Origin of the sequence: Rossellomorea vietnamensis, assembly GCF_008180415.1 — a bacterium.
Taxonomy (GTDB): domain Bacteria; phylum Bacillota; class Bacilli; order Bacillales; family Bacillaceae_B; genus Rossellomorea; species Rossellomorea vietnamensis_C.
The window spans coordinates 83296-98801 of record NZ_VTEI01000007.1; the positions used below are offsets into that span (position 1 = coordinate 83296).

A 15506-nucleotide genomic window follows, 5' to 3' on the forward strand; every position below is an offset into this window, starting at 1 on the left:
ATTAAAAGCTGTTCTCGAATGAATTGCTGCCTCGAGGAAAGATGACCGTTCTCCTATACCCGAACCCTGCAGCTCCACTCCCTGATACATGGTCTGATAACAAGAAGAAGAAGAAGCAATTGAAGATAGCAAGAGCACAGGTGCATTGACTTCTTATCAGCAGCAAAGTTTACGAAAAAAGCTAAATAAAGGCCGGCTTTTATTGTATCATACTTTAAGGAATATGTTGGGTTTAAAAGTCTGTTCAGCCCTTTTTCGTCTCTATATTTTTCTTATGATATCCGCAGAAAGGGCAGTCGTACATTACATTTTGATTGGACAATGCAGTCAGGACATCTTCCATAACGTTTATTTGGCCGCATGCAGGACAAATGGTTTCAGGATTTTTTTCAGTATTCATTCTATCACCTCTATCATTAAGTTCCGTCATGCTTGTTATTTCTATACACCCCACACTCCTGTTCCTGCGGGAAGCAGCGTAACATAACAAGAAAGAAAATTAACAACAATTTTCACTAAAGGAGCCGTAAAAAAAAGAGAAAGCAGTCACATCTATGTGACCGCCTTCTCTTCTGCTGAGGATGTGCCTCCCGGTTACTGGGAGTTTTCCTTCTCTTCTTGAAGCAATTCAAAAATCTCGATAGCTGTAATATCGATATCATCGAATGGAAACTTGTTGGCTTTCTTATCATCAGTGTAAACTTCTAATTCAAATGTATCGGTATTAGAAAAATACTTTACCTGACATAGTTTTTTACCATTCACTTCAAAAAAACGCTGTTGTGTTTCACCTGTATCTGTACCATCCTGCAATGATTTTAAACGCTGAATGATCCCTAGAAGCTGAGACATTGACCGTCTCTCCTTTCTTCACTTCATTCTGTCTTATCTTTTACATTATAACAATTTCTATCCTTTCAAAAGATGAGATAAACCGCCATCTGAATGAAAGATCCTTACTAAAAACACATACAACTCTATCACACCTTTTAACATAACACCACCACTTTCCCTTCTCAAGAAAAAAACAGAATTTTTTTATTTTTATTCTAATTCGGCTATAATTAACATCAAAAGAAGCTAATTGAAAGGGGCATTTGAAGGTTTCACCTACAGATTATGCCCTTCTCCATAGGGTTCTTTTCGTAAACTTTCGTTGCTGTTTGGTTCTAATTCCGAAAAAATAACCATAGTTCACATGAATAACCTAGAAATTATGAAAAGAAAAGAGCTGCTCTCCCCGATTAGAGAGAAACCCTTCAGTATCCGGGGAAAAATCCGGCTCTTGGGATTTTTCCAAAAGCCACAATATATGCGAAAACAGACTTTCATAAAGGGGCAAAGAAGATGATAATAAATAGTGAAGATAGAATATCCATTATTGACCTTCTTGATTTGAACGAACGCTTCAGAACAGGTGCATATGTCATCAAAGAAGAAGAAGTGACAGTAATTGAAACTTCTGCCAGCCCCTCTATTCCCCGTTTGATTGAGGGGCTGGAACAAATGGAGATTTCATTGGATAGAATAAAAAATATCATCGTAACCCATATTCATTTAGATCATGCTGGAGGTGCGGGTGTTTTTCTTGAAAAATGCCGGAATGCCTCGATTATTGTCCACGAAAAAGGAGCAAGACACCTGATAAATCCCGAGAAACTTGAAGCAGGTGCAAGACAGGTATATGGAAAGGATTTTGATCGCTTATTCCATCCTATCATCCCTGTACCTCCAGAAAGGGTCATCATAAAAAAACACAATGAGCATCTTCAACTAAGCCCTGACAGTACTTTGACCTTTTTGGATACACCGGGTCATTCACGGCATCATTTCAGTATATATGATAATAAATCAAAAGGAATATTTACCGGGGACACTGCAGGAATCAATTATGGATACATTCTGGAAGGGGAAGCTCTTTATTTGCCGTCCACCTCTCCTAATCAGTTCAACCCTGAGGAGATGCTTCAATCACTTGCTCTATTCAATGAATTAGAACTAGAGAGAATTTTCTTCGGACATTTTGGTATTTCTGAAGAGCCGGCAAAAGTTTTGACAGAGATAAAAAATTGGCTGAAAATATTTATCGATACTGCTATTCGAATCACTAAAGAAAACAAACCAGAAACACAGCTTCCTGCATTGGCAGAAGCACTAAAAAAAGAAGTACTGAATTCAGATAACAGGCTGAGAGGAAATGAGGATTTCCTCCGTCTCCTGGATTTGGATATGAAGGTTTCAGCAATGGGCCTTCTCGACTACCTAAAAAAAAACCATTCCAAAAAGGAAGTGTAAAGATTGAAGCAAAGAGACATCACGGTGTATACGCAGCCAGACTGCCCTCCATGCACTTTCGTCAAAGAACTTTTAAACCATCATAAGATTCCTTACACAGAAAAGGATATCAGAAAAGATCCGGTCTTCAGGAAAGAATTAGTAGAAAAGTACAAAGCAATGTCAACTCCTTTGGTACTGGTAGATGATGAAGTATTATACAGCTCTGATCTTGCACAACTTGCTGAATTGCTGGAGATAAACAAAATAAATTGACACATCTTGTGTCAATTTGAATTCTCAAATAACATTTGAAAAGTAGCGGCTGTCATCAAGGAAATAGCCTTGAAAAATAATGTACAATTTATTTCTATAGGAAACGGAAAGGGGGGAAGAAACACCCTCCCCTTCTGCCGTTTCCAATTTTTGAGCTTCTTCAGTCGAGGAAGCTTCATTGCCGTTCTCTCTCGTTTCCAGTTCTTTTGGGAGTGTAAAGAAAATATCATCCACTTTCAAATCGCCATTTTCTTTTACCAGTTTTACCCCCTGATACCCGTCCTCAAAATAAACAGGTCCTTCCTCATAAGTAATGTATTCATACAGGTAGACAGTTTCACCCTTTTTAACAGCTTCTGTTTTGTCTGTATAGCTAAAATTAGGAATATAATAGGAGGCAAAATCTGAGCCGAAAGTCTGGAAGCCTTCATCCGTTTCAATGACATTTTCCAATACGAATTTTTCCTTGAAACTTTCCGTAAAATGAGTATTTAAAATAGCGTCAATTTCGTTCATATCCCTCGGTTTTTCACTCAAAGATACCTGCTTATTAAAAGAAGTTTCAACTCTTTTGACAATTCCCTCTTTATCCAGGGCAGTCGCCGGTTCAATGAACATGATACAAAAAATGGCTGCAATCAATACTGCGGTTAGTTTCTTGAATTTTTTCATCATCTTTATCTTCTCTCCTTTGGATTTCTTTTCCATTGTAGCAACCCTTGTATGTCGATAGTATGTAAATCATTCGCATTTTACTAACAAAAGCAGACAGATTCATTTATTAATTTCATTTATTCTGTTTCCCTTTTGTCATATTTGTAAAACTTAAATGATGATAAAGAATAATTTACCAGTTATTTAATGTCAAGTTTTCTCTCTGGAGAAGGGGGGAGGTGCTGGAATTGGATGCGCCGCAAATCCTGCAGGAGGCTGCGAAACTTCTGCTCACTCTTTATGTAAGCCTCTTTTCGTAAACTTTGTTGCTATATGGTGTTGATTCCGAAAAGCAGCGCCATAAGCGACAGGAAAAAAACCTGTTAATCAAGAGAGGAAAGAGCTTCTCTTCGTTAAGGTGAAACCTTAGTGTACAGGAGAAAATCGAGCTTTTAGCATTTATCTGAAGCAATTATGTAAGCGAAAACGGCCTTTAGAAAAGAGTCAATAAAAAAGAAGAAGACTGCATCAGCACATGATACACTCTTCTTCTCTGAATCCTGCTTATTCTTTTCTCTTTAAATCAGGCTCATTTTGTAAACTTTGTTGCTATTTGATACTAACTCCGAAGAAATATCAATCTCAAGAAGGAAAAAATACGGTAATACCGAAAAGAAAAGAGATAAAACTCTTAGTATCCGGGAGTATCCGGAAGCAACCATGTTTCAGAAAACAGCCTTTAATACTGACAAATACTCATGCAGCGTATAAATCAACCGCTTTATAGATGATAAATAATATAACAAGTACAGCAGCAATTAAGTAGGTGAGAAAAATTGGATTCTTTGTATATGGATGCTCCTGCACTTTATCCGGTAAATCTGTATCAAGTTCGTTTTTTAATTCTTTCTGCTGACGAGCTACCTTTAATGTATATAGTAATGACAGAACAAGCACTCCTGCACTAATAAGCATAAGGACCATAATAAAACTGCTCATCATACCACCCCTTAATAAGCTTTTAAGGTTAAGGTGCCCACTGAAGCATCAACTATTCCGTGTTCTAATAATGGATTCCATCCTGGTCATACAAGAAATCATAGGCCAAGTCCATAAAAAGATAGTGGTTCTCCCCTAATGGATAGGAAAAGGTCCTGATCATCTCACCCGTTTCAATATCGCTGTAGGAATCTGAAAGCAATCCTGCATTTTTGTTTTGCATTCTCATGATGTTTTCAAGGAAATACGGCCTCCAACTCCAGTTTTTCCCTTTAAAACCGTCAAGTGCTGCCCACCTGCTATCTTTTCTGATCAGGTTCTCCGTCAACTGAAAACCGTTTCCGTCACATATATACAGCCGGAAAAATTTATCCCCAACGAATTTGGATAGGCTGATAATCAAGCTGTCTAAATCATTCATTTGTTTTTTAAGTTGGTTGATATGCTCATTGGTTTCCCTCTGAAGAAGCTGCGCAAGACCATGGACTGCTTTTAAATGTCTCTTTTCATGTTCTATATACTCCTGACACTTTGTCTTTAACTTTTCCCGCAGGATTTCTTTTTTCAGAAAATCTGCGGACGGTTCCTGTAAATAAAAGCCCTGATAATACCTTCCGCCATTCTTCCAGGCAAAGTGAAGCTGATAGTCCAATTCGATATTTTCAAAAAGAAGCGTCGAACCAATCTTCCTGGCCAGCATAGAAAGGCTGTATAAAATATTATGAAAAGCAGTGTTTCCTGCTTCTTTCCGCAGGTGCTGAAGATCAACCTTCATAATATCAGGGCTCACCTTTGCAAGCCTCTCCCACTGATCGCTGTCTCCGCCTATATTATCAATGGCAATTTTGATTCCATACGTTTTATAATACTGAATCAAATGAAATAACTGCTCAAAATCCCCTCTGAACGTTTTCTCTGAAATCTCGAGAACAATTCTCTCCAAGTCTAACCCTTTGGAACAAAAGCGCAATAAAAGTTCAAGAAGTGACTGTCCTCTATCTGCCATTAACAGGTTAGCATCCCTGTTCACAAAAAAACTTGTGGAAATGCCCTCATTCAAGGATTTTTCTAAAGCCTGTGACAAAATATAATTATCCGCCTCTATCCGATACTCATCGGGAATGTCCTCATCAAGGAAAAACGGCCCCAGACTGATGATTCCTTGGTCAGACTGATATCTTCCCAATATCTCATATCCCATAATAGTATGTTCATCTGCACTGAATACCGGTTGAAAATAAGGAAAAGCCTTATTCAAATTCGCTATAACTTCCAATGGATCCATCTTCAACCACTTCCCTACGATAAAATATTATTGAGTATATCATATCCTGATGCTTCAGAGAGAGAAATGATGACTGGTTTTTTTATTTAGCTTTTCAGCAACGATTGTGACTGAAGGAGAGGTAAACTAATAAACAGAGCCGGCTGTTCAGCGGCGTGCAGAGTAATTAAGAGCCTTTTCACATTGATTCCGTTTGTTCAGACAGAAGTAACTGGCGGCATGCCTTTTTTACCATACTATATAAAAAGCAGGCTCTTGAAGAAGGATCTATTAAAGCAGTCAAGAACAAAAGCGGAAGCGCCTCTTTCAGCCCCAACAGGCAGATGTTCTCAAAAGAAAAAAAGGCGGTCTTTCCTTTTATTCTCTTGAGGTTATTTGACCCCGAGGGGCTAGGCGCTGCAGGACGCGGATAATGTAATCCAAAAAAGAGGAGTTTATAAAAATAAAAGGCTCTTTTCGCAAAGATTGTTGTTGGGTAAGGTGCAGCCTTATCCCATCCCAAATATCTAAGCACTCAAGAAAGAAAAGAGCTTCCTCCAAGGGAAATACTTAGGGAAGCGGGATAATTCTACACGGGCAACGACACCTAACATAGAAAAACGACTCCTGGTGTCACCCAAACCGCTCTTGAAGGATACCCGAAAAACAGACTCCTGGTGTCACTCAAACCGCTCTCGAAGGACACCTAACAGCGAAAAACGACTCCTGATGTCATTCAACCAGCTCCCGAAGGACACCTAACAGCGAAAAACGACTCCTGATGTCATTCAACCAGCTCCCGAAGGACACCTAACAGCGAAAAACAGACTCTTGGTGTCACTCAACCAGCTCTCGAAGGACACCTAACACAGAAAAACAGACTTCTGGTGTCATTCAACCAGCTCTCGAAGGACACCTAACAGCGAAAAATAGACTCTTGGTGTCACTCAAATCGTTCTCGAAGGACACCTAACACAGAAAAACAGACTCCTGATGTCATTCAACCAGCTCCCGAAGGACACCTAACAGCGAAAAACAGACTCTTGGTGTCACTCAAACCGCTCTCGAAGGACACCTAACACAGAAAAACAGACTCCTGGTGTCACTCAACCAGCTCTCGAAGGACACCTAACACAGAAAAACAGACTTCTGGTGTCACTCAACCAGCTCTCGAAGGACACCCAACAGCGAAAAACAGACTCTTGGTGTCACTCAAATCGTTCTCGAAGGACACCTAACACAGAAAAACAGACACCTGGTGTCACTCAACCAGCTCTCGAAGGACACCTAACACAGAAAAACAGACTCCTGGGGTCACTCAACCAGCTCTCGAAGGACACCTAACACAGAAAAACAGACTCCTGGGGTCACTCAACCAGCTCCCGAAGGACACCTAACACAGAAAAACAGACTCCTGGTGTCACTCAAACCGCTCTCGAAGGACACCTAACAGCGAAAAACAGACTCCTGGTGTCACTCAACCAGCTCTCGAAGGACACCTAACAGCGAAAAACGACTCCTGATGTCATTCAACCAGCTCCCGAAGGACACCTACCACAGAAAAACAGACTCCTGGTGTCACTCAACCAGCTCTCGAAGGACACCTAACTAACACAGAAAAACAGACTCCTGGTGTCACTCAACCAGCTCTCGAAGGACACCTAACACAGAAAAACAGACTCCTGGTGTCACTCAACCAGCTCTCGAAGGACACCTAACAGCGAAAAACGACTCCTGCTGTCACTCAACCAGCTCTCAAAGGACACCTAACAGCGAAAAACAGACACCTGGTGTCACTCAAACCGCTCTCGAGGGACACCTAACAGCGAAAAACGGTCACCTGGAGTTTTTAGGATACTATTTCTCTCTAAACAGAAAGAGTAGCTCTTTACTCCCTTGCTTATCCGGTTATTAACAGTGAATAATGGAGTTCTCTTATGAAAAATAGATTAATTAGCAACAAAGTTTACGAAAAGAGCCAATAAAAAACCAGCCTTAAATCTGACTGGTTGAGATATTCTTAAAATGGAAAGCGGTTAAGCCACTGTCCCCCGTCCATTGTCACACATTCTCCGTTGATATAGGCTGCGCTGTCTGAAGCAAGGAAATAGGCCAGTTCAGCTATTTCTTCAGGAGTACCCAATCGTTTTAACGGCACACTGTCAATTGTCCTTTTGGCAGCTTCCTCTGATTCCCACAGCTTCTCGGCTCCTCCAGTCCTCTCAATCGGACCTGGAGCAATAGCATTTGTTCTGATCCCGTATTTATGGCCCCATTCGACAGCCAGTGTTCTTGTTAGAGAGAGTACTCCGGCTTTTGCTGCTGCTGAATGGGCAACTCCTGCACCGGCATTCCAAGCATATGTAGCTACCATATTGATAATGTTCCCTTTCGTTCCTGTCTCTTTCCAATAATTGGCCGCTGCATGAGAGCAGAAAAATGTGCCGTTCAATACTATGTCGATGACCGATTTCCATCCGTTAGGAGTCAACTTTTCAGCGGGCACAATGAAATTCCCTGCTGCATTATTAATTAATGTATCAACGCTGCCGAATTTTCCTGCTGTAAATTCAATCATCTTTGTTGCATGTTCAGGCTCCCTGACATCCATTTGAAAGACCTCCATTTTTCCAGACAAAGAAGCAAATCCTTCTTTAGTCTTTTCAAGCCTTCCAATGTCCCGTCCTGTAATGACCACGTTATTTCCTTTCTCCAAAAAGTGTTTCGCCATATATTTCCCCATACCGTTTGATCCGCCAGTTACTATCACTGTTTTCATCTCTAATCCTCCTACTAAATGAATGATCACTCATTTTATTTATGTCAGAATTATATAACAATTTACCCTTTATGAAAACACTTACAATAGAAAAAACTCTTTGCTTTTTTAAAATTAATCCATATCGCAGGGAGTTCCAGTCTCTGAATTTAAGAATTCTTTAGAAAATAATGATATACCTGCGAAGTTTTCAAGGAATTAATATATGAGGTCCCAGCCAGATATATCTGAAGCATTTCTATAAAATTTTTATAGGGGCCATTAACTAAAGAGAATACTCCTTGAGCCCCCAGCATGAGTTCGCTAAGTCCTTTCCTGTCGGCACAGACCATAGGGGCGGATCCTCCGAGAAAGCATAGTTAAAAATTATCCGCATAGGTTGAATTTCTTTCAACTTACTAAAATCAAAAACCACCAGTTTAAACTGGTGGTTTGCTCTGCGGCTGGAAGCCTTCCTTACCAGCCTCGGCCTAAAAGGCCCAATGGATTATTTTCTCTGGCTGTTTATTCCGGCTAAAAAACGTGGAGAAATAAGCGGAGAAATTCCGCTTATTTTAGGCTTTATTAATGCCAATCAGCAAGGATACCTCCCCTCATGCTGGACTGACATGTAGTGATAAAGAACCGGCTTTTTCTATAGAAAGAGGGTGTTCTACACTACGCTATAAGCTCTTTGGAACCACCGGCATAGCCAGGGGTTTTCAAGACCATCACTCAAAGAAGCCGGTGTGAACCCCAAGTTCACACCGGCTTTCAGTCTATATAAAATTAAAAGATCAAACTTAATCCTGACTATTTACGAGCAGCTGATGAAGCTGGGCTAATGTCCGAATGATTGTCTTTTTACGGTTGTATCCTTTAGAATCGACGGTTATGTCGTTTAATTGTACAACTACTTGTCCCCACGATCCAAATGGTTTAAATCCGTAAACGAAAACCTTCACCTCACCCTGATCTGTTGGCAGGATGATCATTTCCATTTGTTCATGCTTCGTCATAAAACATACTCCTTTGCTGTTAAACTCTGGGCAAGCAACACTAAGTACCATTACACTAAAAGTAAATTATCTTCCTGCCTTTTGTCAACTTATAGTTTTCTTCCTCAGCATATAGGAGAGTTTGTGTAACCCTATTAACTATTGGACTCTTTAATCTGTCTGACAACCAAGACCGTTACTGTCCTTAAAATCTCTATTAGCTTTCCAAATAAAGATGTTTGTATGCTTCTTCTTTTAATTCGAGCTGACTATTAATCGGAGGTGTGCCATCCTTTCGCTGCACATAATGATAGTTGCCCTCAGAATCCTGCTTTCTGGCTTTCATATTGTCGGACAATGATAAATCCAGGATTTCCAGCAGCCTCTTCTTAATGCTTCCTCTATAAATCGGGAACAAGATCTCTACCCTTTTAATCATATTCCGGGTCATCATATCTGCAGAAGATAAATACATTTTCCCTTCTCCATTATGATGAAAATAATAAATGCGGCTGTGTTCCAGGAACCTCCCTACAATACTGAGGACTTGAATATTGTCACTGACTCCTCTTATTCCGGGCCGCAGACAGCAGATGCCCCTGATTATTAAATCGATCTTCACACCTGCAGCGGAAGCTTCATACATTTTCATGATGAGTTCTTTATCGGTCAACGAATTCATTTTGGCGATGATACGGCCATTTCCATAATTTCTATGAGATTTTATTTCCTCGTCTATCAGCCTTACAAATTCATCTCTTATATCAAAAGGCGCAACAACCAAGTGATGAAACTCGGGTTTATCAGTATATCCGCTGAGATAATTAAAGAAGTTTGTGGCATCGATTCCAAACTTTCTCTTCGATGTGATAATGCCCATGTCTGTGTATAGTTTAGCTGTCTGATCATTATAATTTCCTGTACCCAAATGCACGAATCGGTCAATTCTTCCATGGGTCTTCCTGACAACAAGCGTAATCTTGCTATGTGTTTTCAGGTTATTCATTCCATAGATTACGTGACATCCGGCTTTTTCGAGCTCTTTAGCCCATTGAACATTATTCTCCTCATCAAACCTGGCTTTTAACTCGACCAGTACTGTTACTTGCTTTCCGTTTTCGGCTGCCCTTTTTAATGCATCAATAACAGGGGAATCGCCGCTGACCCTGTATAATGTCTGCTTTATTGCAAGAACATTGGGGTCATCGGCAGCCAATGAAACAAAATCAACGATCGGTTCAAAAGATTCATAGGGGTGATGGAAAAACAAATCTTCATGAAAGGCTTTTTCAAAAAGGTTTTCATGAGAGTGCAAATCCCTTGGAGGCTGGGGAATAAATACTTCAAAGGATAAGTTGTCCCTCTTTTTCTTTAATTTGCTGATGAAACTAAATAAAAAAGTCAAATCAAGAGGCCCCTTGACCTTATAAACATCCTTGCTATGGATTTCAAGCTCCTCCAGCAGGTACTTAAGGACTTTTTCATTCATGGTTCCTTCTTGGACTTCCAGGCGTACTGCTGCTCCCCATTTCCTTTTTTTCAGCTCTTTCTCAATCTCCAGCAGCAGATCTCTTGCGCCTTCTTCGTGTATCGTCATATCCGCATTTCTGGTGATTCTAAAAGCACTCGCTGACCTTACGCTATACCCCTTGAAAACTTTATCAATGAAATGGATGATCACCTTCTCAAGCAGAATGTACATTTCTTCCCCAGTTTCGGAGGGAAGGGAGATTACTCTGTCCAGTACAGAAGGCACTTGAACGAGAGCAACCTTCTCTCTCTCTTCCTCATCTTCCGCCTCTGGATTCTCCAAGATCACAACAAGATTGAGACTCTTGTTCAACAGCATGGGAAATGGACGGTAGGCATCCACTGCCATGGGGGTGAGAACGGGAAAGATTTGTTCCTCAAAAAAGATTTCCAGAAAAGTCATCTGTTCAAAGTTCAAGTCCTCAAAATTCATGAGGTGAATCTTTTCATCGTTCAACTGAGGAATAATAAGGTTGGTAAATGTCTCATCCTGAAGTTCCACAAGCTCATGGTTCTTGGTTGAAATCGCTTCAAGCTGCTGCTTCGGTGTCAATCCCGCTTTATTTTCCGGTTTATTATAGTTGGCTTTCACCTGATCCTTTAATCCAGCTACTCTGACCATAAAGAACTCATCAAGATTGGAGCTGAAAATCGCCAGGAATTTCATTCTTTCCAGAAGGGGGTTGTGGTCATCCAATGCTTCTTCCAATACCCTTTCGTTAAAAGCCAGCCAGCTCAGTTCCCTGTTATTATAATACTGAGGCAAATCTAATTGTTCTGCCTTCATCTCGTTGTCTCCCCCTCTCTTACTTTTTTCTATCATTTTTTATCCTAGCAAATGCAGAATTGGTATTTATTAAGAAACAGTTAAGATTTTGTAAAGTTAGTCTATTTTAAAGTCCATGTTTATATCAGTTCTGAGAGCCTTTTCCAAATGCCTCTTTTGCTTTTCCGTCTGGTATTTTTCTGCAAGAAAATCACCATGACAATGCACAGAGAAGTTTAGAGAGCCACCACATTTAGTGATATTCAATTCTCTGACAATATTTCTTTTAGTTGCATTCAGGCTGTAGGCCAGCTTCAGCACAGCGCCCATTTCTCTTATCTTCTTCATTTCTTCTTTTGTGAACCATTCCGGGAATATCTTAAGGTATTGCTTTAGGGATAACTTGTTTTTAAAAGAAGAAATGCTTGCAAGCTGCACTCTTTCCCTATGAAAAAATCCATTAATCGATCGATTGGCCATGATATAGAATGTATGCTGTGAACTGGACTCAGAATCAATATATTCACCCAGGTAGTATAAAGCCGCACCATACTGAAGTATTTTCAAATCTTCTGCTTCAAGCTGCCAGTACCCTGACTCGGACAGCTGTTTCCAGACCTCTCCCGCCAGGAAAATCATTTGCTTTGAATGAGATTCGTTGATGTCGAACTCATGGCAGAGTTCTTTAATGCTCAATCCAATGACACTCTCGCGGTTCAACACCTTTTCACCGGTTTCATTTGCCATCTCTATTACCAGGCCATCCCTGAGTCCTTTCCTGCTGACCATAAAATAAGAGGCACCTGTATAGTTGAACAGCTGATGGAAAACTTCAGCAGCAGGAAGTATGATATCCGCCCTGTCTTTCGAAAGTCCTTCAACTTTTTCAATTTCTTGATAATTCAAAGGAAAAAGCTGATCACGAATGGATGAAATGGTATTGCCTGAGAGGATGTATTGATGCACCCCCGCTATTTCATAGTCCCTTTGCTGCTGATCGATCTGGGCGATATTCCTTGCACTTCCCCCGACCCCCACGATTGGGACTCTTTTATTTTTAAGCCAGGGAAGTTTGGAGAACTCTTCCTGTAAAAATTGGATAAGATTTTCTCGTTCTTCTTCCGTAATAGATTCACCTTTTATAAACTGTTGTTTCAATGAAACGACACCAAAAGGATAACTGTGTGACTGCTTCAGTTTTCTATCTTCAAAAAAGGTGATTTCAGTACTGCCTCCCCCAATATCTATTGTAAGGGCGGTATCGGCAGGGGTTGTGGAAATAACAGCGAGATATCCATAAAAAGCCTCCTGCTCTTCTGATAATATTTCGATATCCATCTCGGTTTCCCTCTTGGCTGCAGAAATAATCTCTTCCCTGTTCCCCGCCTGCCTGATTGTGGCCGTTGCGACACACCTTGCTGCAGGAATATCATGAAACTCCAGGATTTCTCTAAAACTTTTTAATATCTTGAGGAGTTTATCAACTCCCCTGCTGGATAAATTCATGTCTTCCCCTAAATAGGTCCTTAATCTGGCCACTGCTTTTACATTTTCTATCTCTTTAAACCTGCCATCAGAATAGTGGTTATAAATAACCAGGCGGATTGTGTTAGATCCTATATCAACTATTGCGCTTTTGCTCATTTTCATCATCCTATTTGAAATTATAGTATCGCTTCATTTTCTTCCCAAGTATTCCTTACTTACTTATGTACCATTCTTATCTCGTAGTATTCTTGGAAACTTATTATCCTTAGCATATATTATTTACCTGCTTTAGGGATAATTTAATCTTAAAGTTCACAAGGATAAATATATATGTTTAATTAATGTTGTTCTCATACAAATCATATACCCACTTTATATTTTCCGAACTTTCCAATCACAGAAAAAAAAGGTATAATAGAATAAACCTATTCCCAACTTAAGGAAGGAGCCAATATTTTGCGAAATTCCCAAGATCCATCCCCTCATTCTACTACAGTAGAAAGCCTCTCCCAAGCTGTTTTCACGGTGAATCGCCACGCCAAAACTGCTATCAATCCAAAGTACTTATATTCTTTGAAAAAACAAGCCCTCCAAAAAATGATCAATGAAGGTAAAGCAACGAAAGTAGGATTGCATTTCTCTAATAATCCACGTTTCAGTCAACAGCAGTCCGATGTCCTGGTTGATTGCGGAATGTACACTTTCCATATTCCTCCTGCTAAATCCGACTTTGAAAATCTTCCACACCTTGGAACGCTGGATAAAACAACCCGAAATCCGAAATGCAGAATGAGCCTTGGGGAAGCCAAACTGATTCTGGAAAAATATACGGGCATGAAAGAGAAGAAGGAAACTTCACAAGGTGCATACGGACGTACTTACCAGAAACCTGTATTCAAAAAACTTGGTGATAGTTATTAAGACTGAAAGCGCCAGCTCCCCTGGCAAGGGCAATATAAGTGAGCGAAGATAATACAGGAAATTAATTTGATACCATTCTCTATAAAAAGAAGCAAAGCTGAGTAATAACTCAGCTTTGCTTCTTTTTCAGTCTGCGCATGATAGGCAGCTCTATAAAATATACTTATCGATTTTCAAAACCAGCTCATTTATTTGGGGTTTACTCACCTGGTCCTCCGCTCCCACTCTTGCCCCTTTATGTTTCAAGTCATCGGTAATCAGTGAAGAGAAGATGATGACAGGCAGCTTTTTCAATCCAGGATGCTCTTTGATGCGTTTTGTAAGATGATGCCCGTCCATCTGCGGCATTTCGATATCTGTCAAAACCAGATTCACAGCATCTTCTATATTTCCCTTGGAAACAGCCAGAGACTCAAGGAAATCATAGGCATCTTTTCCATTTTCAAAAAACTCAACATTATCATAACCTGCTTCTGACAATGTATCACTCAATAACTTTCTTAGAAGAGGTGAATCTTCCGCAGCCACGATCTTTTTTTCCGACCTGGTTCTCTTTCCTAATTTCCTTACTTGCTCAACCTGTATCCCAGACTCAGGGTTGATTTCAGCCATGATGCTTTCAAAATCCAATAGAAGCAGCATGTCTTCCCCTTTTTTGATGACTCCGATGACCTGTGAGCCGCCTCCTTGGTACATATTAGTGGGCTTTTCAATTTGCTCCCAGGAAATCCGGTGGATCTGAGTAACATTTTCCACATGAAATACGACTCGTAATTGATTGAATTCCGCTACTATGTATTTATCTTGCTTATTTTGTACTCCATTCTCAACACCCAGTACTTTTTTCATATCGATGACCGGCAGGACTTCCCCTCTTAACTGGATGATCCCTTCCATGAATGGGTGAGCATGGGGGATGGATGTTACTGGCAAGGGCTGTATAATTTCCTTTACTTTAATCACATTAATTCCATATTTATTTCTGCCTACTTCAAATTCGACGATTTCCAATTCATTGGTACCTGATTCCAGCAGGATTCCTTTATCTTCATTCATATTTCAGCATCCTTTCCTTTTGTAGATACTGTCCTAGAGGCAGCTTAGTCTCACAGATTATTTCACTGGTCTTGTTGCAATTTTAAGGCCGCCTTTTAGGCTTCTGTCACATACCCTTAGGCACAATGCGGCAGAAGCATGTCTGTCTTTGTCTATGGCTCTTTCGTAAACTTTGCTATATGGTATTAATTCCGAAAAAGCAACCATATTAAGAGGTGGAAAAATAAAGAAAGACCGAAAAGAAAAGAGCTACTCTCCCCGATAAGAGATAAAACTCTTAGTATCCAGGGATATCCGAAAGCAACAATATATGCGAAAACAGCCTTGTCTTTCCATTAGACTTACAGAAGATCGCCCAACTGCTGAGAATTACAATAGGACTTGATTCTATATATATATCGGCAGCTATCACCTTTTTCTAAAGGGTGCACCGGCATTTAATAAAGTTATGTTTCGAGAACGAAGTATTTGGAAGTTTTACTGCAGTACCTGCAAGTACACAAATAAAGAAGGACGAAATCC

The 15506-nt window shown here is 40.2% G+C and carries 13 protein-coding genes; 3 read left to right on the forward strand and 10 right to left on the reverse strand.

Features of this window, described 5'->3' with window-relative positions:
* Positions 1–244 precede the first annotated feature (244 nt).
* Together FZC78_RS23720 and FZC78_RS14160 are read right to left on the reverse strand one after the other, a co-directional pair.
* Positions 245–400: a hypothetical protein gene (locus tag FZC78_RS23720; protein WP_187444952.1), complete on the reverse strand. Its 156-nt coding sequence runs from the start codon at positions 398–400 to the stop codon at positions 245–247.
* A gap of 194 nt (positions 401–594) precedes the next feature.
* The gene (locus FZC78_RS14160; RefSeq protein WP_113928979.1) at positions 595–852 is read right to left on the reverse strand and encodes a YkuJ family protein; all 258 of its coding nucleotides are present in this window, start codon (positions 850–852) and stop codon (positions 595–597) included.
* A 495-nt stretch (positions 853–1347) separates the two neighbouring features.
* Between FZC78_RS14160 and FZC78_RS14165 the strand changes: the two genes are divergently transcribed.
* Complete coding sequence (locus FZC78_RS14165) at positions 1348–2295, forward strand: MBL fold metallo-hydrolase (RefSeq protein WP_148940494.1); 948 nt, start codon at positions 1348–1350, stop codon at positions 2293–2295.
* Positions 2296–2298: 3 nt separating this feature from the next.
* Entirely contained in the window at positions 2299–2550 is a 252-nt protein-coding gene (locus tag FZC78_RS14170) for a glutaredoxin family protein (RefSeq protein ID WP_148940496.1), read from the forward strand.
* A gap of 24 nt (positions 2551–2574) precedes the next feature.
* Here FZC78_RS14170 and FZC78_RS14175 read toward each other — a convergent pair whose 3' ends face one another.
* From FZC78_RS14175 to FZC78_RS14210, 7 genes are all read right to left on the reverse strand, one after another.
* Positions 2575–3258: a DUF3993 domain-containing protein gene (locus FZC78_RS14175; protein WP_148940498.1), complete on the reverse strand. Its 684-nt coding sequence runs from the start codon at positions 3256–3258 to the stop codon at positions 2575–2577.
* A gap of 702 nt (positions 3259–3960) precedes the next feature.
* On the reverse strand, positions 3961–4203 hold the full coding sequence (locus FZC78_RS14180) for a hypothetical protein (protein WP_252183625.1): 243 nt from the start codon (positions 4201–4203) through the stop codon (positions 3961–3963).
* 64 nt (positions 4204–4267) lie between these two features.
* Positions 4268–5488, reverse strand: coding sequence for an EAL domain-containing protein (locus FZC78_RS14185; RefSeq protein WP_148940499.1), 1221 nt, complete (start codon positions 5486–5488; stop codon positions 4268–4270).
* 1999 nt (positions 5489–7487) lie between these two features.
* Positions 7488–8246, reverse strand: a complete 759-nt coding sequence (gene fadH / locus FZC78_RS14195; RefSeq protein WP_148940503.1) for a 2,4-dienoyl-CoA reductase — start codon at positions 8244–8246, stop codon at positions 7488–7490.
* A gap of 782 nt (positions 8247–9028) precedes the next feature.
* The gene (locus tag FZC78_RS14200) at positions 9029–9244 is read right to left on the reverse strand and encodes a hypothetical protein (protein ID WP_148940505.1); all 216 of its coding nucleotides are present in this window, start codon (positions 9242–9244) and stop codon (positions 9029–9031) included.
* A gap of 196 nt (positions 9245–9440) precedes the next feature.
* On the reverse strand, positions 9441–11540 hold the full coding sequence (locus FZC78_RS14205) for an RNA degradosome polyphosphate kinase (protein WP_148940507.1): 2100 nt from the start codon (positions 11538–11540) through the stop codon (positions 9441–9443).
* A 96-nt stretch (positions 11541–11636) separates the two neighbouring features.
* Complete coding sequence (locus FZC78_RS14210; RefSeq protein ID WP_252183626.1) at positions 11637–13163, reverse strand: Ppx/GppA family phosphatase; 1527 nt, start codon at positions 13161–13163, stop codon at positions 11637–11639.
* 300 nt (positions 13164–13463) lie between these two features.
* Between FZC78_RS14210 and FZC78_RS14215 the strand changes: the two genes are divergently transcribed.
* Positions 13464–13928 carry a YkyB family protein gene (locus tag FZC78_RS14215; protein ID WP_148940511.1) on the forward strand — a complete coding sequence of 155 codons (465 nt, stop codon included), beginning with the start codon at positions 13464–13466 and terminating at the stop codon, positions 13926–13928.
* Positions 13929–14078: 150 nt separating this feature from the next.
* Here the strand turns inward: FZC78_RS14215 and FZC78_RS14220 are convergent, their stop codons facing one another.
* On the reverse strand, positions 14079–14984 hold the full coding sequence (locus tag FZC78_RS14220; protein WP_148940513.1) for a chemotaxis protein: 906 nt from the start codon (positions 14982–14984) through the stop codon (positions 14079–14081).
* Between the last annotated feature and the right edge of the window lie 522 nt (positions 14985–15506).